Raw genomic sequence first — 18,535 nt, 5'->3', positions numbered from 1 at the left:
GCTTAGATAGGCCGGCTGCCGTACTTGTTATCAGGCTTCTTGGGAGGATCGGCGACCACATTGGCCTCCACTTCCTGAACCTTGCCGCCACGAGCCAGGAACTCTTCCATGGCCTTGGCCAGGGCGTCGCGTTCCTTGTTCTTGGCTTCGACACTTGGCAGCTCATCGACCGATACCGCTGCCTTGGCTTTGCCTTTGGCGGTCGGAACCGGCGCATCACCGCCCTCATCTTCAGCGACATCTTCCGCCGCCGCTTCCAGACCTTCTTCGGTTTCGTCGTCGCCTACTTCGAGGTCGTCGTTTTCCAGATCATCGTCGCTCATGTTCTACCTCATGACTTGCGAAAAGCAGATTAGTTATAGCCCAGCTTTGCCCTCTGTCGAAGGCTGCCGGAAAAAAATCAACAGCCGCTGCTGACCAGCGGTTATGCCCCTTCACCGTGCACGGTGGCGAGGACTTTACGAGCACCGCCGTGATCACGGTGCTCGCCCAGATAAACGCCTTGCCAGGTCCCTAACGCCAATCGGCCTGCCGATATCGGCAGACTGAGCTGACAGCCAAGCACACTGGCCTTGAAGTGCGCCGGGAGGTCGTCCAGGCCTTCGTCGTTATGCTCATAGCCGTCTGCTCCTTGTGGGATCAGACGATTGAAAAACCGTTCGAAGTCGCGACGTACCGCCGGATCGGCGTTCTCGTTGATGGTCAACGACGCCGAGGTATGCTGTAGCCACAAATGCAGCAGACCAACCCGACACGCCCTGAGTTCAGGCAAGCCGGCGAGTAACTCGTCCGTTACCAGATGAAAGCCCCGGGGCCTCGCCCGCAGAGTAATCAGAGTCTGTTGCCACATACAGTTCTCCGCACGTTCGGGGCGCATTCTAGCGCGCTCTGGGAAAAAACAAAGGCCCTAATATTCCTTCAATCCTGTAAGCCATCGGCGGCACAAAAACCCGCGTCGCAAACAGTGCAAAAGCTGTCAGAAAAAACCTTTCAGCGCTTCCCTTAACGACAAAATCCGGACAAAAAAATGCCCGGCAAGCCGGGCAAGTTTTCTCATGCGCGTGCTTACAAGTTGTAGCCGCGTTCGTTGTGAAGCGCCAGATCGATACCGACGGCTTCTTCTTCCTCGGTGACACGCAGACCCATGACGGCATCCAGCACCTTGAGAATGATGAAGGTGACGATCGCGGTGTAGATCACCGTGAAGCCCACGCCTTTGCATTGAATCCAGACTTGTGCGGCGATGTCGGTGACGGTACCGAAGCCACCCAGGGACGGTGCAGCGAAAACACCGGTCAGGATTGCACCGAGGATACCGCCGATACCGTGCACGCCGAAGGCGTCCAGGGAATCGTCATAGCCGAGTTTGCGTTTCAGGGTCGTGGCGCAGAAGAAGCACACCACGCCTGCTGCCAGGCCGATCACCAGAGCGCCCATAGGGCCTACGGTGCCGGCCGCCGGAGTAATGGCCACCAGGCCTGCAACCACACCCGAAGCGATGCCCAGTGCGCTTGGTTTGCCGTGGGTGATCCACTCGGCGAACATCCAGCCCAATGCAGCAGCGGCGGTTGCGATCTGGGTCACCAGCATCGCCATGCCGGCAGTGCCGTTGGCCGCCGCAGCGGAACCGGCGTTGAAACCGAACCAGCCGACCCACAGCATCGCCGCACCCACCAGGGTATAGCCAAGGTTGTGCGGCGCCATTGGGGTAGTCGGGAAGCCTTTACGCTTGCCCAGCACCAGGCAGGCAATCAAACCGGCCACACCGGCGTTGATGTGCACCACGGTGCCACCGGCGAAGTCCAGCACGCCCCAGTCCCACAGCAGGCCGCCGTTACCGGACCAGACCATGTGCGCAATCGGTGCATAAACCAGAGTGAACCAGACGCCCATGAAAACCAGCATCGCGGAGAACTTCATCCGCTCGGCGAAGGCACCGACGATCAGCGCCGGGGTGATGATGGCGAAGGTCATCTGGAAGGTGACGAACACCGCCTCAGGGAACAGGGCCGCAGGGCCGGTCAGGCTGGCAGGGGTGATGCCGGCGAGGAACGCCTTGCCCATGCCGCCAAAGAACGAGTTGAAGTTGATGACGCCTTGTTCCATGCCGGTGGTGTCGAACGCGATGCTGTAGCCATAAATGACCCACAGGACGCTGATCAGACCGGTAATGGCGAAGCACTGCATCATCACGGAAAGAATGTTTTTCGACCGAACCATGCCGCCGTAGAACAGCGCGAGGCCGGGAATGGTCATGAACAGCACGAGGGCTGTCGAGGTCAACATCCAGGCGGTATCGCCGGAGTTGAGGACTGGAGCCGCCACTTCGTCTGCCGCCATGGCCAGGCCGGGCATTACGATGGACAACAGGGCTCCTAGCCCTGCGAATTTACGCAGAGTCATATTGTTTTCTCCTGGGGCGTTGGGTTTGTGGCGGCTTAGATTGCGTCGGTATCGGTTTCGCCGGTACGGATGCGAATCGCCTGTTCCAGATTGACCACGAAGATCTTGCCGTCACCGATCTTGCCGGTGTTGGCGGCCTTGGTTATCGCCTCGATAACCCGGTCGAGATCCTTGTCGTCAATGGCGACATCAATCTTCACCTTTGGCAGGAAATCGACCACGTACTCCGCGCCACGATACAGCTCGGTGTGTCCCTTCTGCCGACCGAAGCCTTTGACCTCAGTGACGGTAATGCCCTGCACGCCGATCTCGGACAACGACTCGCGCACATCGTCCAACTTGAACGGCTTGATGATGGCAGTGACTAGCTTCATGAAAACTCTCTCCCGAATTGGTGGACTTGCCCCAGGAAAACAAACCCGTCTCAAGTCTAAGCGCAGTGCCTGGCTTTGTAACGCATCGTCGACCTTACTTGCCCGTCCGACGCCAGCTACCCGCTCCTTACGAAACACTTCCCGTGCTCCGCTTGGCGCACTGCATTCGTCACATCGACTGCATCAGTGCATGGGTCACTACGGTCTAAGCAGAAAGCTTGCCATCTCCACAAAACGTACTGTTTTCAAGCCTTTACCAGCAGATGGCAGCGACTTCGCAACAACACCGCACGGGTTACGCACAACAACGGTGCGATGCCGTCCGTCCCCATGCGCGAAAAGCGTGCATCCTTTGCCCGCGAAATGACTATAGACACTGCGTGATACACTGCCGGCCATTGTTATCAGGACCTTTCCCATGCTCGCGCCCAAAGACTTCCTCGACGCCCTGACAGGCACCGCCTCCCGTCTCTTCAGCGGCGACACCCCATTGCCGAAAAGCGAAATCGAAAGCCAGTTCAAGGCCCTGCTGCAAAGCGGCTTCAGCAAACTGGATCTGGTGAGCCGGGAAGAGTTCGATAGCCAGATGGTCGTGCTGGCGCGGACGCGGGCACGGTTGGAAGCACTTGAAACGAAGGTCGCGGAGATGGAAGCGAAGCTCAATCCGCCTGCCGAATAACGTCTCCCTCCTCAATGGTTAACCCCATCACGCCGTGTAAGCGAGCCTGCTCGCAACAAGGTCGTAACGACCGTCAGATTTATCTGTAGGAATTGCCGAGACTGCTGGCTTCAAGCCCGCAAGAGTCCCGGCAACATCCTACGAACCTCTCATCCGCCGTCTGATTGCGCCGCAAATCCACCCTTTCTAAGCTCAGCTTTCAAATGACTCATTTGAACGCGAGCGCTGAATCCGCACGAAAAAAATATAGCCCGCAGTGAATATTAGTTATTGATACCAATGGAATGTTCATATCACCACAAGGAGTAACACCCATGAAAACATACACGTCTTTAATTGCTGTTCTTGCATTGACGGCACTTCACACAAACCCAGCTGTCGCCGGACCACCCGTTACAGTTACCTTCAAAAACCTTGGAACACAGACTGCTACGTATATACCCACAACCAACAATGAACTTATTACAAAAACAAACGCAGAACCCACTCCAAAAACCACCATAAATGCAAATAGCTCGGAGACTTACACGGTACAAAGCCAGACATCCCCTGACTACAACCACGCTAATTTGCGATATAAAATCGGCGCAAAAAGCTGTGTATATCTATCTACATTTGTGACGACCCCCGGCCCAGGCGGAAACAAAATCCCAAAGTGGAATAATACAGCCACTCCCAGCGGTGGTGCTACCTGCACCATAAGAGCAACCAGAACAAACCCGTCCACCTTTGCTTGGTCAGTAGAAATCACGATGAAGTAAAGAACGTCGCGGGCCTCGATAGACCTTCCGCCCTTGCCAACAGGTAATTTTTTCGGCAGGTCATATCTGACTTATAAAAACAAAGGAGCAGCAATGATGATTAATTCAACAAGCAATCCTGGAGTTGAAAGCGGTCTAGCACTGACTGGATCAAAAATGATGACACTCAATCCTGATGGAAATACAGGCATCAACCAGAAAACTTCCCAAGCCCCAGCTGATGTAAGTCGCAGCACTACTGTTTCCACGATGGCGAATCAATTAAGCGAGGCCTCATTACGTGCTCAGGCCCGAGATGCACGCCTGACCAGAGTGGAGCTGGAGTCGCTGGCTAGAAACACAGTCAATGAGCTCCTAAGCCCGTACTATACTGCAAACAAATTGAAACACGACACCGAAGTTCCTGACACAGACGACCCCACGTTATTAGCACGCGCCGAAAAAGCAACTTTATATACAAGAGGACTGGCCAGTAATCCATTTTCGGGAATGCCGGCGGATCAACTGGCTTTAATTACATACGATGACAGCGGCACGTTTACCGTCAATGAAAGACGGGCAGCGCTGGAAGAGTCAGACAAACAAGAATTCGCATGGAGGCAAAAAGTTGTTGCCGAGGCAGAGCATGAATACAACACCACCGGAAAACTGACCAAATTCTTCCAAAGCGTCCTTGACCATTACAAAGGCTTACCTCAAATAGAACAAGCAGAGTACCCGAGCGACTACGAATCCAGACTTAATGATTTGATAGCTTTAGACTTTAACTACTTGACGCATGTCGCAGAAGGCAAAAAGAAGATCGACATAGAAAGCTTTATACTAAAAATTCTAAAGGGTGATAGCAACCTGCCTGACGACGAACATTCTTCCTCAAAGCAGCCTCAGCCAAACGAGAGATCCTGAGCCAGCCAAGTAGGCCACCTATATTTTCCCACACGCAGCAATGCAAGAACTGACACTTTCCACCAACACTAGCGCATCGCACATCAATGTCTCTTCAAAGAAATTAAACGATGGAATGTTTGTGGCGAGGAGCGCTCCCCTCGCCACAGAATCAATACGCTGCCCGTGGAACGGCGCAACATCCTGCGAAAGTTTGTTGCCCGGGTCATCACACCGAAACGCCTTCCCACAACTACCCTTCAAAAACCCGCAGGAAGCGGCCCCCGTACAACTCAAGGAACGACCATGTCCCTCTCCATCGTCGTAAGCGCTCCATGAACCCCACCTATTCAAAAATAGGCGGCGCGCTTAGCAAGGCGATGCGAGCGAGCAGTTCCAAGGCAGCAAGGCCTCAAAGTCTTCTACCCTCGAGGCTTGTGGCAGGCGCTCAAGTGCATGGCGCAGCCACGCATAGGGCTCTTGGCCGTTGGCTTTAGCCGTCTCGACCAAACTGTAAAGTTGAGCGCTGGCTGTCGCGCCTTTGGGCGTGTCGCTGAACAGCCAGTTCTTGCGCCCGACAACGAAGGGCCTGATCGCACGCTCTGCCGCATTGTTGTCGATCGGCAAGTAACCGGCTTCGGTGTAGCGCACCAACTTGATCCAGTTGCTGGCCAGGTAGCTGATGGCTTTGCCCAGTGCATTCTGCGCCGTCACTTGTGGCTGGGTTTTCTCCAGCCATGTGTGCAACTGCGCCAACACCGGCAGGCTGTTTTGCTGTCGGCTTTCGTGGCGATGTTCATCGCCGGCTTCTTTTAAATCTCGCTCGATACCGTACAGCTTGTTGATCAGATTCAGCGCGATATCGGCGCGCCCGGTTTTGCCTTTAGGCTGCACCTTTTGCGCCTCGACAAACTTGCGCCGCGCATGTGCCCAACAGCCTAAACGTTCGACACCGGATTGCGCGCCCAAGGCGTTATAACCAGCGTAATCATCGGTCATCAGGTAGCCGCGATAACCTTCAAGCAGGCGCGACGGAACTTCCTGCGCCCGGCTGGTCGAGTAGTCAAACAAGATAACGGGCTGATCCGGCGGCCCGCCGGTTTGCACCCACATCCAGGATTGGCTGGTTGGCTCTCGATCTGGCTCTTTCATTACCTGGACACGCGTTTCGTCGCAATGGATGACGCGACTTTCCAGCAGTCGATCCCGCATTAAATTCAGCAAGGGTTGCAGGTGTTCGCCGCACTGGATCACCCAGCGCGCCAAGGTTTGGCGTGGAATATCGACGCCGTGGCGACCGAGGACTTTTTCGAAGCGGTGCAGTGGCAGGCCATCGACGTATTTGGTCGTCAGCAACATCGCCAACACACTGGGGCTGGCCATGCTCTTTTCGATCAGTTGCGCCGGCTTGTCGGCGGTAACCGGTGCGGTTTCGCAATCGCGGCAACCGTAGACCTTGCGCACATGTTTGATCACGCGGATTTGCATCGGCACGATATCGAGCTGCTCGCTGATTTCCTCGCCAATGGCGTGCTTGCGGCAACCGCAGGCGCAGGTCAGCTCGTGCTCGGGCAGTTCGTGAATGACTTCGATACGCGGAAGATCGGCGGGCAGAGGCTTGCGTTTGCCCCGTCGCCTGGACGGCGCGACGGCCTCTTCTTCAACCGCTTCGTCGACCGTCTCGGCGACGCTTTCAGCTTCGTTGAACAAGGCCATTTGCGGGGTCGAAGGATCGGCTGTCTGCTCTGACTTGCGCCCGAAAAGGCGCTGACGCAGCAGTGCGTTTTCTTCTTCGAGATGAACGATCTTGCCCTTATCCGACTCCCGCTCACTCAGCATTTGCTCAAGCAGCTGCTTGAGCAAAACAGGGTCGTCAGGAAGGTCTTTGGGCATGGAAATCATGCCCTGGATTATACCGAATCAGGCGACGAATCGAGGCGTCAAAACTTGATGCGGACGGTTGCGCCACAAATCAAAACCGTCCAATAACCAGTTGAGTTCTTGAACCGTCAGCACGATGGCTTCATCCGAACAATCCGGCGATGTTTTGAAGCGCTCGGATTCCAGGCGCTTTAGCCAAAGGCAAAAGCCGTTGCGCTCCCAATACAAAATCTTCACTCGGTTGCGAGGCTTGTTGAGAAAGACGAAAAGCACCGGATCAAACACCGCGACTTTGATGTCCAGTTCGACCAGAGCGGCGAGGCCATCGATGGATTTTCGGAAGTCGACAGGCTTGGGATAGAGATAGACTTTTTCGACTTTTGCGTCGGGACGCATCATGAGGTGCTGGCTCCGTAAAGGAATCGGGAGCACAGCATCGGGGATCAGGTGACGGCTTTGAATGTGGGGTTTATGGAGCGCTTACCCATCGTCCACAGCCGCGCCCAGATTGGCGTGGATGCCCCCGCCGTCACCGTCGAAGTTCATCTGGCCAATGGCTTGCCGTCGCTGACCATGGTCGGCCTGCCCGAAGCGGCGGTGAAGGAGAGCAAGGATCGGGTGCGCAGTGCGATCATCAATTCAGGTCTGCAATTCCCCGCGCGACGCATCACGCTGAATCTGGCGCCAGCAGATTTGCCCAAGGATGGCGGAAGGTTCGATCTGGCGATTGCCCTGGGGATTCTTTCGGCCAGCGTGCAGGTGCCGACGTTGACGCTCGATGACGTGGAATGTCTGGGTGAGCTGGCCCTGTCAGGCGCAGTGCGTGCGGTGCGGGGCGTGTTGCCGGCGGCACTGGCCGCGCGCAAGGCAGGGCGTTCGTTGATGGTGCCGAGCGCGAATGCCGAGGAGGCGTGCCTGGCGTCGGGTTTGAAGGTGATTGCGGTAGATCATCTGCTGCAGGCCGTGGCGCATTTCAATGGACACACGCCGGTAGAACCCTATGTCTCCGATGGATTGATCCACGCCAGCAAACCCTACCCCGACCTGAACGAAGTGCAGGGCCAGCAAGCAGCCAAACGGGCATTGCTGATTGCAGCGGCGGGCGCGCATAACCTGCTGTTCAGCGGGCCTCCGGGAACGGGCAAGACGCTGCTGGCGAGTCGCCTGCCAGGGCTGTTGCCGCCCCTGGCCGAGTGCGAAGCACTGGAAGTGGCGGCGATTCAGTCAGTCACCAGTTGCGTCCCGTTGAGTCATTGGCCGCAACGCCCCTTCAGACAACCGCACCACTCGGCTTCAGGCCCGGCGCTGGTCGGTGGCGGCTCGAAACCGCAACCCGGTGAAATTACCCTCGCCCACCACGGTGTTTTGTTTCTCGATGAGCTTCCAGAGTTCGACCGCAAAGTACTGGAGGTGTTAAGGGAGCCGCTGGAGTCGGGCCATATCGTAATTTCCCGGGCGAAGGATCGCGTGCGATTCCCGGCACGTTTTCAGCTGGTGGCGGCAATGAATCCGTGCCCCTGTGGATATCTTGGCGAACCCACTGGCCGCTGCTCCTGCACGCCGGACATGGTTCAGCGCTATCGCAACAAACTGTCCGGGCCCTTGCTGGATCGGATCGATTTGCACCTGACGGTTGCGCGGGAGGCCACGGCGCTGAATCCGACGGTGAAACCCGGAGAGGACAGCGCCAGCGCGGCGGAGCGGGTCGCTGAAGCCCGTGAACGCCAGCAAAAGCGTCAGGGGTGCGCCAACGCCTTTCTTGATCTACCGGGGCTGCGCCGGCATTGCAAGTTATCCACAGTCGATGAGACCTGGCTGGAAACGGCCTGTGAAAGGCTGACCCTGTCGCTGCGCTCGGCGCATCGGCTGCTGAAGGTGGCGCGAACCTTGGCGGACCTGGAGCAGGTCGACGGGATCAGGCGCGAGCATCTGGCGGAAGCATTGCAGTATCGGCCGGCGACGCAGTAAGTGCGGGCATCGCGTCGACCCTATCGCGGGCAAGCCACGCTCCCACAGGCTCAGTGTCGTTCACAACATTCCAGACCAACAAAAACCTGTGGGAGCGTGGCTTGCCCGCGATGGCGATTTCAGCTGCACATCAACGAAACCGGTCAACCTCTGATCGCAAATCCGCCGCCAGCTTCTCCAACTCTTTGGCAGTGACCGCCAGGTTCGACACCACTTCCCGCTGCTCGCTATTCGCCAGGGCAATGCTTTGCAAGTTGCTGCTGAGCAGGGTCGCGGTGCTGCTCTGCTCCTGGGTCGCCGTGGTGATCGCGGCGAATTGCTGGCCGGCCGAACGACTTTGCTCGTCGATACGCGCCAGTGCGGAGGCGACGTTGGCGTTGCGCGACAAGCCTTCCTGCATCAGAACATTGCCCTGCTCCATGGTGCTGATGGCGTTGCCGGTTTCCTGCTGGATGCTCTGGATCATCACGGAAATCTCGTCCGTGGCCTGACGGGTGCGCGAGGCCAGGTTGCGCACCTCATCGGCCACCACGGCAAAGCCACGCCCCTGCTCACCGGCACGCGCCGCTTCGATCGCAGCGTTAAGCGCCAACAAGTTGGTTTGCTCGGCGATCGAGGTGATGACGCCAACGATGCCGCCGATTTCCTGGGAGCGCTGGCCCAAGGTGTTGATCACCGTCGCGGTGCTGTTCAGTGCACCGGCGATTTGCTCCAGGGACGAGGACGCTTCATCCATCGACGTGCGACCGATCTGGGTTTGCTGGGCGTTTTCCTGGGCCAGACGCTGGGTGTTGCCCATGTTGTCGGCGATGTTCAGGGAAGTGGCGCTGAACTCCTCCACGGCACCGGCCATGCTGGAGATCTCGCCCGATTGCTGCTCCATCCCTTCATAGGCACCGCCGGACAAACCGGACAAGGCCTGGGCGCGACTGTTGACCTCCTTCGAAGCATTGCGGATGTGCTCGACCATGGTCGACAACGCTTGGCTCATCTGGTTGAACGCGCGGGCCAACTGGCCGATTTCGTCGTTACTCGACACGCTCAGGCGCACGCTCAAATCACCGGCACCCAAGGCCTCGGCCTGACGCACCAGATCACCCAACGGCGCCAGTTTGCTGCGCAACAGCCAGACCGCCGCGCCGACCGCCAGCAACATCGCCAACAGACTGCCGATAGCCAACTGGATACCGACACTCCAGGTCACAGCGCTGATTTCGGTTTTCGGCATGCTCGCCACCACCGACCACGGGCCGCCTTCAAACGGCACGGCAATGCTGTAGAAGTCTTCGGACTTGTCGCTCCAGAACCGGCCTTTGCCTGGCACCTTGGCCAGGGCCACGACCGCCGGGACGGCCTGATCCAGCGCTTGCACACCGGCAATCGGCACCAGCCATTTGTTCTGCTCGTCCAGCAGCGCCAGAGAACCGGTCTGGCCGATGCGGAAACGCTTGAGGTTTTCGAACTGCGCGTTCTGCGCGTCGGTGTAATCGAAGCCCACGAACAGCACGGCAATCACCTTGCCGCTGCTGTCCCGTACCGGGGTGTATTGCGTCATGTAGGAGCGATCGAACAGCAAGGCACGCCCGACATAGCTCTGCCCCGCCATCAGGCGTGCATAGGCCGGGTGAGCATGATCAAGCATCGTGCCGATGGCCCGGCTGCCGTCCTGCTTGCTCAGGGACGTGCTGACCCGGATAAAGTCTTCGCCGCTGCGCACGAACACCGTGGCCACACCGGCAGTCATCTGCTTGAACTCGTCCACTTCCCTGAAGTCGTTGTTCAGCACATCGCCGCCCAGGTGCAGGCCCGGAGTCTGCGAGCCGGCCACCGTCACCGGCTCATCCGGGTGCAGGCTCAGGCCGGCGCTGAAACGCTTCTCGAACAGGCCCGCCAGGCGCTGGGTACTTTCGCGCAGCGTACCGTGGAAGGTGCTCAACTGATCGGCCAGCAATCGGGCTTCGCTCGCCAGATGCTCTTCGCGGGTGGCCAGGTTGGCGGCGTCCAGCGAACGCAGGGCGAACAAGGTACTTGCGCTGATGACAGTTACCAGAATCACAGCGAGCGCAAGACCCAACTGTGAGGTGATCCGGGCACGAGGTTGAGACATGACGGCTCCTGGCCGAGCGCCCGGATCATCCCGATCGCAACGCGTACTCAGCAAAATTTCTGATAATGGGGAAAGCGTCGAACCTGCACGAAGGTCCCACTTGCAGATTTTCGGCGGCGAAAGGGAATACTTGAGTAAAAAACCGGGATATGGCTTAAAGCCACTATTGTGGCGGCTCTATCGTTTCAGCTCAAGTGCTCGACATCCGGCAATTCCATCGCCCGGACTTCACTTTGCAGGAAATCGCTGAGCCGACGCATACGCTCGCCACCGGGACGGGTTTTCGGCCAGACCAGGTAATAACACTCGCCGCTGGCGACCGCCGTCGGCCATGGCAGGCTCAAGCGTCCCTGCGCCACATCCTCCGCCACCATCAGCAGATCCCCCATGGACACGCCGTAGCCGCGGGCGGCCGCGATCATGCCCAGTTCCAGCGTATCGAACACCTGGCCCCCCTTGAGTGACACTTGATCGGCCAGGCCCATGCGCTCCAGCCAGTTACGCCAGTCGCGCCGGTCCGGTGTCGGGTGCAGCAACTCGGTGTTCGCCAGGCGTGCCGCGTCCCAGGGCTGATCGCTCGGCAGGTTGGGCGCGCCCACCGGGATCAGTTCCTCGGGAAACAGATAACTCGCCTCCCAATCCGGCGGGAAGTGCCCGTTGCTCAGCAACACGGCACAGTCGAACGGCTCGTCGTTGAAATCCACCGAATCGACATCCATCCAGGCGCTGGTCAATTGCACCTCGTTGCCCGGTTGCAAATGACGGAAGCGACTCAGGCGCGCCAGCAACCAGCGCATGGTCAGGGTCGACGGGGCTTTCATGCGCAGGATGTCGTCTTCGGCGCGCAGGGTGTTACAGGCGCGCTCCAGCGCGGTGAAGCCCTCGCGGATGCCCGGCAACAGCAAGCGAGCCGATTCGGTCAGTTGCAGATGGCGGCCACTGCGATGAAACAAGCGGCAGGCAAAGTGCTCTTCGAGCGTACGAATGTGCCGGCTGACCGCACTCTGGGTGATCGACAGTTCTTCAGCCGCTCGCGTGAACGAACTGTGACGCGCCGCAGCTTCGAATGCGCGCAAGGCATACAAGGGAGGAAGACGACGTGACATTGGGAAAGCTCCTACAGCGGGATTAGGCCACCCTAGCAGAAACTCTCCAGCATGAGTTTTAATCATGCCACCCATCCTTTTTATCCCTTTGTGCATTCCGCGCAGAGCGCCGAGAATCGACGCTTTCCTGTCCTCTTTGATTAATGAGCGTGATGACCATGCAGCATCCAGCGCGTATTGAACTCTGGGCCATCCTGCGGCTGGCGGGGCCGTTGATTGCCTCGCAGTTGGCGCACATGTTGATGGTCCTCACCGACACCTTGATGATGGCGCGCCTGAGTCCCGAGGCACTGGCCGGTGGCGGACTCGGCGCGGCGACCTATTCGTTCGTGTCGATTTTCTGCATCGGCGTCATTGCGGCGGTCGGCACCCTGGTGGCGATCCGTCAGGGTGCCGGCGATATCCTCGGCGCGACCCGGTTGACCCAGGCCGGGTTGTGGCTGGCGTGGCTGATGGCGCTGGTCGCCGGTTTGCTGTTGTGGAACCTGAAACCAGTGCTGCTGCTGTTCGGCCAGACGGAAATCAACGTCCAGTCGGCGGGTCAGTTTCTGATCTTTCTGCCGTTCGCCCTGCCCGGCTACCTGAGCTTCATGGCCTTGCGTGGCTTCACCAGCGCCATCGGCCGGGCCACGCCAGTGATGGTGATCAGCCTGGGCGGTACGGTGGCGAACTTCCTGCTCAACTACGCCCTGATTACCGGCATGTTCGGCCTGCCGAAACTGGGGCTGATGGGGATTGGCCTGGTCACGGCGATTGTCGCCAACCTCATGGCCCTGGCATTGGCGCTGCACATTCGTCGGCATCCGGCTTACGACGCCTATCCGCTACGTCATGGCCTGCTGCGGCTCAACCGGCCGTACCTGAAAGAGCTGTGGCGCCTGGGCCTGCCGATTGGCGGCACCTACGCGGTGGAGGTCGGGTTGTTTGCCTTCGCGGCGCTGTGCATGGGCACCATGGGCAGCACGCCATTGGGAGCGCACCAGATCGCCCTGCAGATCGTTTCGGTGGCGTTCATGGTGCCGGCGGGGATTTCCTACGCGATCACCATGCGCATCGGCCAGCACTACGGCGCCGGGCAACTGCCCGATGCACGACTGGCTGGCCGAGTCGGCCTCGCTTTCGGTGCCGCGGCGATGCTGTGTTTTGCGATGGTGTTCTGGCTGTTGCCGAACCAGTTGGTGGGGTTGTTTCTTGACCACAACGATCCGGCGTTTCGCGACGTCATCAACCTGGCGGTGAGCCTGTTGGCGGTGGCGGCGTGGTTCGAACTGTTCGACGGTACGCAAACCATCGCCATGGGCTGTATTCGTGGCCTCAAGGACGCCAAGACCACGTTCCTGGTCGGCCTGGCTTGCTATTGGCTGATCGGCGCGCCAGCGGCGTGGTGGATGGCGTTCGACCTGCAATGGGGGCCGACGGGCGTCTGGTGGGGCCTGGCGCTGGGCCTGGCGTGCTCGGCGGTGAGTCTGACGCTGGCGTTCGAGTGGAAAATGAAGCGCATGATTCGGCGGGACACAACGTCAGAACAGCGCTTCGGGGTTGCTCAGACCGACTGAGCCCCCTTGTAGGTGCGAGCTTGCTCGCGATAAACCTGAGAACGCCGCGGGGCACCTGCCAGCCAGCGTTATCGTTGTCGATCATCGCGAGCAAGCTCGCTCCTACAGGGCTCCGTGGCAGCCTATTATTCGCGGTCAGCTCACCACTTCCAGCATCGCCTTCTGGCTGGAGTCAAACGTCAGGTACTCCACCAGATCCACCAAGGCCAACGGCTTGCTGATCAGATAACCCTGTACCTGATCGCACTCAAACCCGCGCAACAGGTCCAGTTGCTCCGGCGTCTCCACCCCTTCGGCGACGACTTCGAGGTTGAGGTTGTGCGCCAGGTTGATCATCGCGTGGACCAGTTTGCGATTCTCTTCCCGTTGCTCCATGCCGCCGACAAAACTCTTGTCGATCTTCAGCAGGGTGATCGGCAGGCTATTGAGGTGTACGAACGATGAAAACCCGGTGCCGAAGTCGTCGAGGGAGAAGCGCACCCCAAGACGCCCGAGGGCATCCATGGTCTGCTTCACCAGATCGCTGCGGCGCATGACCGCGGTTTCGGTCAATTCGAACTCCAGCCATTGCGCCTCGACGCCACGTTCGGCAATCAGCCGGCTCAGGGTCGAGAGCAGCTGACTGTCTTGAAACTGTCGGAATGACAGGTTGATCGCCATGTGCAATGGCGGTATCCCGAGCTCGAGCAATGCCTGCATGTCGCGCAAGGCCCGGGAAATGACCCAGTACCCCAGCGGCACGATCAGACCGCTTTGCTCGGCCAGCGGCACGAATTCGCTCGGTGGCAGCAAGCCACGCTCGCCGTGGCGCCAGCGCACCAACGCCTCGAGGCCGACGATTTGCCCGTCCTCAAGGTTCAGGCGTGGCTGGTAATGCAGTTCCAGCTCATCGCGGCGCAATGCCCGGCGCAGTTCGCTTTCGAGGTCGGCGATGCTGCGGGCATTGCGGTTGATGCGTTCGTTGAAGATATGGAAGGTACAGCCCTGAGTGCTCTTGGCCTGTTGCATGGCGATGTGCGCATGCCACATCAACGGATCGGCACCGGCCTGGGCCCGGGCGTGGGCAATGCCCAGGCTGGAACCGATCAACAGGCTCTCACCGTCGACCCAATACGGCTCGGCCAGCGCTTCGGTGATGCGCTCGGCCATCCACTCCGCGCGTTGAGGGGCGCGGCGGGTGTCGATCAGCAACGCGAATTCATCGCTGCCCAGCCGTGCCAGTTGATCGCCGGCCTCAAGCTGGCTTTTGAGCCGCGCGACCACTTGCAGGATCAACCGGTCACCGGCCTGATGGCCGAGGGCGTCGTTGGCATGGCGGAAGTTATCGAGGTCCAGGTGACCCAGCGCCAGGCCTCGCCCTTCGTTTTCGGCCAATCGCGCCGTCAGCAAGGTCTGGAAGCCCTGGCGATTGGCAATGCCGGTGAGCGGGTCTTGCTCGGCGAGTCGTTGCAGGGTGGTTTCCAGCACGCCACGCTCACGCACATGCCGCAGGCACCGGCGCAGCATGCTCGGGTCGAGATGGTCGCGTACCAGCCAGTCACTCACACCGTCGGGTGGAGTCAGCGGCTCATGCTCAAGCAGCAACACCGCCGGCAGACAGCAACGGCCAGGCGCCGGCTGAAGAGCCGGGACGGTCAACAACACCGCACTGCGGTTGTCATCGAACAGACTGCTGACCGACTCCCAACTCGGCGCGCTGATGAGCACGGCCGAGCTCCCCATCGGAGCCAGACACTCGCGCAACAACGCTGCCCACGCTGGCTCTTCGGCCAGTAGCAGCAAACGCAAGGGTTCGACAGGCGTAGACAAGCTAGCTCCCTAGACTCTGCAAATATGTAGGCGGTGGGCATTATGCCGTGCCGATAACCAATGACCAATGGCCAATGACATCAGTTATCAAAACGAAGCCTTTGTATCCGGAATTACGAACAGTAGACGCAATTTGGTCGCGCATCCTGCGTGAAAGTAACAAAACCGGCAAATAGAGATCGCGTTGTACGTCACAAGTCGGACAGAGCAGCACAAATCGCTGAGCCTGTTAAAATGCCGGCCCATTTCGTACTGACTCCTGAATTTACGTATGTCCCGACTCAATCCCCGGCAGCAAGAAGCCGTGAGCTACGTCGGCGGCCCTCTTTTGGTGCTCGCCGGCGCTGGCTCCGGCAAGACCAGCGTGATCACGCGCAAGATCGCACACTTGATCCAGAACTGTGGCATCCGCGCCCAGTACATCGTCGCCATGACCTTCACCAACAAGGCGGCGCGCGAGATGAAGGAACGGGTCGGCACGCTGCTGCGCGCCGGTGAAGGCCGCGGTTTGACGGTCTGTACCTTCCACAACCTGGGCCTGAACATCATCCGCAAGGAACACGTGCGGCTGGGCTATAAGCCAGGCTTCTCGATTTTCGACGAGGCCGACGTCAAGGCCCTGATGACCGACATCATGCAGAAGGAATACTCGGGCGACGACGGCGTCGACGAGATCAAGAACATGATCGGCGCCTGGAAGAACGACCTGATCCTGCCGCCCCAGGCCCTGGAAAACGCACGCAACCCCAAGGAACAGACGGCAGCCATCGTCTACACCCACTACCAGCGCACGCTCAAGGCGTTCAACGCGGTGGACTTCGACGACTTGATCCTGCTGCCGGTGAAGCTGTTCGAAGAACACGCCGACATCCTGGAGAAGTGGCAGAACAAGGTGCGTTACCTGCTGGTGGACGAATACCAGGACACCAACGCCAGCCAGTACCTGCTGGTGAAAATGCTCATCGGCAAGCGTAACCAGTTCACCGTGGTCGGCGACGACGACCAGTCGATCTACGCCTGGCGCGGCGCGCGCCCGGAAAACCTGATGCTGCTCAAGGACGATTACCCGTCGTTGAAAGTGGTGATGCTGGAGCAGAACTATCGCTCCACCAGCCGCATCCTGCGCTGCGCCAACGTGCTGATTTCGAACAACCCCCACGAATTCGAAAAGCAGCTGTGGAGTGAAATGGGCCACGGCGACGAGATCCGCGTGATCCGCTGCCGCAACGAAGACGCCGAAGCCGAGCGCGTGGCCGTGGAAATCCTCAGCCTGCACTTGCGCACCGATCGCCCTTACAGCGATTTCGCCATCCTGTATCGCGGTAACTACCAGGCCAAGCTGATCGAGCTGAAATTGCAGCACCACCAGGTGCCGTATCGCCTGTCCGGCGGCAACAGCTTTTTCGGACGCCAGGAAGTGAAAGACCTGATGGCCTACTTCCGCCTGATCGTGAACCCGGACGACGACAACGCCTTCCTGCGAGTGATCAACGTCCCGCGCCGGGAAATCGGCTCGACCACCCTGGAGAAGCTGGGCAACTACGCCACCGAGCGAAAAATCTCGATGTACGCCGCCACCGACGAAATCGGCCTGGGCGAGCACCTGGATACGCGCTTCACCGATCGCCTGTCGCGCTTCAAGCGCTTCATGGACAAGGTGCGCGAGCAATGCGCCGGTGAAGACCCGATCTCGGCCCTGCGCAGCATGGTCATGGACATCGACTACGAGAACTGGCTGCGTACCAACAGCTCCAGCGACAAGGCCGCCGACTACCGCATGGGTAACGTCTGGTTCCTGATCGAGGCGCTGAAGAACACCCTGGAAAAAGACGAAGACGGCGAAATGACCGTCGAAGACGCCATCGGCAAACTGGTGCTGCGCGACATGCTCGAGCGTCAGCAGGAAGAGGAAGACGGTGCCGAAGGTGTGCAGATGATGACCCTGCACGCCTCCAAGGGCCTGGAATTCCCCTACGTGTTCATCATGGGCATGGAAGAGGAAATCCTCCCCCACCGCTCCAGCATCGAAGCCGACACCATCGAAGAAGAACGCCGACTGGCCTACGTCGGGATCACCCGCGCGCGTCAGACCCTGGCCTTCACTTTTGCCGCCAAGCGCAAGCAATACGGCGAGATCATCGACTGCGCACCGAGTCGCTTCCTCGATGAACTGCCGCCGGACGACCTGGCCTGGGAAGGCAACGACGACACGCCGACCGAAGTCAAAGCCGTTCGCGGCAATAGCGCATTGGCGGATATACGCGCGATGTTAAAGCGCTAGAATTGACCACTTTTTAAACGAACACTTTTTGACAAGCTAGGCGCATTTCGCGCCAGTAGAGGAACGCTTCATGGAAGCACTGCACCAGAAAATTCGCGAACAAGGCATCGTGCTTTCCGACCAGGTCCTGAAGGTCGACGCCTTTCTGAACCACCAGATCGACCCGGCCCTGATGAAGCTGATCGGCGACGAGTTCGCCTCGCTGTTCAAGGACTCGGGCATCACCAAGATCGTCACCATCGAAGCCTCGGGCATCGCCCCGGCGATCATGACGGGTCTGAACCTTGGCGTACCGGTGATTTTCGCCCGCAAGCACCAGTCCCTGACCCTGACTGAAAACCTGCTGTCGGCGACGGTGTACTCGTTCACCAAGCAGACCGAGAGCACCGTGGCGATCTCCCCGCGCCACCTGACCAGCAGCGACCGCGTACTGATCATCGACGACTTCCTGGCCAACGGTAAGGCGTCCCAGGCGCTGATTTCGATCATCAAGCAGGCCGGCGCCACCGTCGCAGGCCTGGGGATCGTGATCGAGAAGTCGTTCCAGGGCGGTCGTGCGGAGCTGGATGCGCAGGGTTACCGCGTCGAGTCCCTGGCTCGCGTGAAATCCCTGGCCGGCGGCGTCGTGACCTTCATCGAGTAACGCCCGAACACTGCAATACCTGTGGGAGCCAGCCTGCTGGCGATGGCGTCGTGTGAGTCGAAACCTTCATGACTGACAGATA

Annotated in this window: 16 protein-coding genes; 7 read left to right on the top strand and 9 right to left on the bottom strand. The window is 59.1% G+C overall.

Annotation, left to right across the window (positions count from 1 at the left end; translation table 11 throughout):
- Positions 1-2: 2 nt before the first annotated feature.
- The 4 genes from sutA to glnK all read right to left on the bottom strand — a co-directional run bounded on the left by sutA (position 3) and on the right by glnK (position 2,777).
- Entirely contained in the window at positions 3-323 is a 321-nt protein-coding gene (sutA, locus tag ACX3YF_RS08150; RefSeq protein ID WP_458973623.1) for a transcriptional regulator SutA, read from the bottom strand.
- Between the two features lie 101 nt (positions 324-424).
- Positions 425-850: a secondary thiamine-phosphate synthase enzyme YjbQ gene (locus tag ACX3YF_RS08145; protein ID WP_047534955.1), complete on the bottom strand. Its 426-nt coding sequence runs from the start codon at positions 848-850 to the stop codon at positions 425-427.
- A 215-nt stretch (positions 851-1,065) separates the two neighbouring features.
- Complete coding sequence (locus ACX3YF_RS08140; protein WP_130205634.1) at positions 1,066-2,403, bottom strand: ammonium transporter; 1,338 nt, start codon at positions 2,401-2,403, stop codon at positions 1,066-1,068.
- A 35-nt stretch (positions 2,404-2,438) separates the two neighbouring features.
- A complete protein-coding gene (gene glnK, locus ACX3YF_RS08135; RefSeq protein WP_002555808.1) occupies positions 2,439-2,777 on the bottom strand; it encodes a P-II family nitrogen regulator in 339 nt (112 codons plus the stop codon).
- Between the two features lie 418 nt (positions 2,778-3,195).
- Here glnK and ACX3YF_RS08130 point away from each other — a divergent pair, with 418 nt between their 5' ends.
- The 3 genes from ACX3YF_RS08130 to ACX3YF_RS08120 all read left to right on the top strand — a co-directional run bounded on the left by ACX3YF_RS08130 (position 3,196) and on the right by ACX3YF_RS08120 (position 5,123).
- The gene (locus tag ACX3YF_RS08130; protein WP_130205632.1) at positions 3,196-3,456 is read left to right on the top strand and encodes an accessory factor UbiK family protein; all 261 of its coding nucleotides are present in this window, start codon (positions 3,196-3,198) and stop codon (positions 3,454-3,456) included.
- Between the two features lie 314 nt (positions 3,457-3,770).
- A complete protein-coding gene (locus ACX3YF_RS08125; protein ID WP_458944104.1) occupies positions 3,771-4,217 on the top strand; it encodes a hypothetical protein in 447 nt (148 codons plus the stop codon).
- Positions 4,218-4,310: 93 nt separating this feature from the next.
- Complete coding sequence (locus ACX3YF_RS08120; RefSeq protein ID WP_458973622.1) at positions 4,311-5,123, top strand: hypothetical protein; 813 nt, start codon at positions 4,311-4,313, stop codon at positions 5,121-5,123.
- 348 nt (positions 5,124-5,471) lie between these two features.
- Here ACX3YF_RS08120 and tnpC read toward each other — a convergent pair whose 3' ends face one another.
- Positions 5,472-7,004, bottom strand: a complete 1,533-nt coding sequence (gene tnpC / locus ACX3YF_RS08115) for an IS66 family transposase (protein ID WP_130211648.1) — start codon at positions 7,002-7,004, stop codon at positions 5,472-5,474.
- Between the two features lie 18 nt (positions 7,005-7,022).
- Entirely contained in the window at positions 7,023-7,382 is a 360-nt protein-coding gene (gene tnpB, locus ACX3YF_RS08110; RefSeq protein ID WP_019412232.1) for an IS66 family insertion sequence element accessory protein TnpB, read from the bottom strand.
- Positions 7,383-7,454: 72 nt separating this feature from the next.
- Between tnpB and ACX3YF_RS08105 the strand changes: the two genes are divergently transcribed.
- Complete coding sequence (locus ACX3YF_RS08105) at positions 7,455-8,951, top strand: YifB family Mg chelatase-like AAA ATPase (RefSeq protein ID WP_458973621.1); 1,497 nt, start codon at positions 7,455-7,457, stop codon at positions 8,949-8,951.
- Between the two features lie 130 nt (positions 8,952-9,081).
- Here ACX3YF_RS08105 and ACX3YF_RS08100 read toward each other — a convergent pair whose 3' ends face one another.
- Entirely contained in the window at positions 9,082-11,058 is a 1,977-nt protein-coding gene (locus ACX3YF_RS08100) for a methyl-accepting chemotaxis protein (protein ID WP_448647623.1), read from the bottom strand.
- Positions 11,059-11,243: 185 nt separating this feature from the next.
- Entirely contained in the window at positions 11,244-12,164 is a 921-nt protein-coding gene (locus ACX3YF_RS08095) for a LysR substrate-binding domain-containing protein (protein ID WP_196584666.1), read from the bottom strand.
- Between the two features lie 158 nt (positions 12,165-12,322).
- On the opposite strand from ACX3YF_RS08095, the gene ACX3YF_RS08090 reads away from it, so the two are divergent.
- The gene (locus tag ACX3YF_RS08090) at positions 12,323-13,720 is read left to right on the top strand and encodes a NorM family multidrug efflux MATE transporter (RefSeq protein WP_458973620.1); all 1,398 of its coding nucleotides are present in this window, start codon (positions 12,323-12,325) and stop codon (positions 13,718-13,720) included.
- A 135-nt stretch (positions 13,721-13,855) separates the two neighbouring features.
- Here the strand turns inward: ACX3YF_RS08090 and ACX3YF_RS08085 are convergent, their stop codons facing one another.
- Positions 13,856-15,529 (bottom strand): putative bifunctional diguanylate cyclase/phosphodiesterase, encoded by a 1,674-nt coding sequence (locus tag ACX3YF_RS08085; RefSeq protein WP_130211022.1) that lies wholly within the window; start codon positions 15,527-15,529, stop codon positions 13,856-13,858.
- Between the two features lie 271 nt (positions 15,530-15,800).
- Here ACX3YF_RS08085 and rep point away from each other — a divergent pair, with 271 nt between their 5' ends.
- A complete protein-coding gene (rep, locus tag ACX3YF_RS08080) occupies positions 15,801-17,810 on the top strand; it encodes a DNA helicase Rep (RefSeq protein ID WP_130211023.1) in 2,010 nt (669 codons plus the stop codon).
- 70 nt (positions 17,811-17,880) lie between these two features.
- Positions 17,881-18,453 carry a xanthine phosphoribosyltransferase gene (locus tag ACX3YF_RS08075; RefSeq protein WP_196584668.1) on the top strand — a complete coding sequence of 191 codons (573 nt, stop codon included), beginning with the start codon at positions 17,881-17,883 and terminating at the stop codon, positions 18,451-18,453.
- Positions 18,454-18,535 lie beyond the last annotated feature (82 nt).

This window comes from Pseudomonas fluorescens group sp. PF-69, from assembly GCF_054481235.1.
This window is presented reverse-complemented; position numbering and strand designations above follow the sequence as displayed.

Coding starts and splice junctions, on each gene's coding strand:
- ACX3YF_RS08095 (WP_196584666.1), bottom strand. CDS start 12,164: ATGTCACGTCGTCTTCCTCCCTTGTATGCCTTGCGCGCATTCGAAGCT.
- ACX3YF_RS08090 (WP_458973620.1), top strand. CDS start 12,323: ATGCAGCATCCAGCGCGTATTGAACTCTGGGCCATCCTGCGGCTGGCG.
- tnpC (WP_130211648.1), bottom strand. CDS start 7,004: ATGATTTCCATGCCCAAAGACCTTCCTGACGACCCTGTTTTGCTCAAG.
- rep (WP_130211023.1), top strand. CDS start 15,801: ATGTCCCGACTCAATCCCCGGCAGCAAGAAGCCGTGAGCTACGTCGGC.
- ACX3YF_RS08130 (WP_130205632.1), top strand. CDS start 3,196: ATGCTCGCGCCCAAAGACTTCCTCGACGCCCTGACAGGCACCGCCTCC.
- ACX3YF_RS08075 (WP_196584668.1), top strand. CDS start 17,881: ATGGAAGCACTGCACCAGAAAATTCGCGAACAAGGCATCGTGCTTTCC.
- ACX3YF_RS08120 (WP_458973622.1), top strand. CDS start 4,311: ATGATGATTAATTCAACAAGCAATCCTGGAGTTGAAAGCGGTCTAGCA.
- tnpB (WP_019412232.1), bottom strand. CDS start 7,382: ATGATGCGTCCCGACGCAAAAGTCGAAAAAGTCTATCTCTATCCCAAG.
- ACX3YF_RS08100 (WP_448647623.1), bottom strand. CDS start 11,058: ATGTCTCAACCTCGTGCCCGGATCACCTCACAGTTGGGTCTTGCGCTC.
- glnK (WP_002555808.1), bottom strand. CDS start 2,777: ATGAAGCTAGTCACTGCCATCATCAAGCCGTTCAAGTTGGACGATGTG.
- sutA (WP_458973623.1), bottom strand. CDS start 323: ATGAGCGACGATGATCTGGAAAACGACGACCTCGAAGTAGGCGACGAC.
- ACX3YF_RS08140 (WP_130205634.1), bottom strand. CDS start 2,403: ATGACTCTGCGTAAATTCGCAGGGCTAGGAGCCCTGTTGTCCATCGTA.
- ACX3YF_RS08145 (WP_047534955.1), bottom strand. CDS start 850: ATGTGGCAACAGACTCTGATTACTCTGCGGGCGAGGCCCCGGGGCTTT.
- ACX3YF_RS08105 (WP_458973621.1), top strand. CDS start 7,455: ATGGAGCGCTTACCCATCGTCCACAGCCGCGCCCAGATTGGCGTGGAT.
- ACX3YF_RS08125 (WP_458944104.1), top strand. CDS start 3,771: ATGAAAACATACACGTCTTTAATTGCTGTTCTTGCATTGACGGCACTT.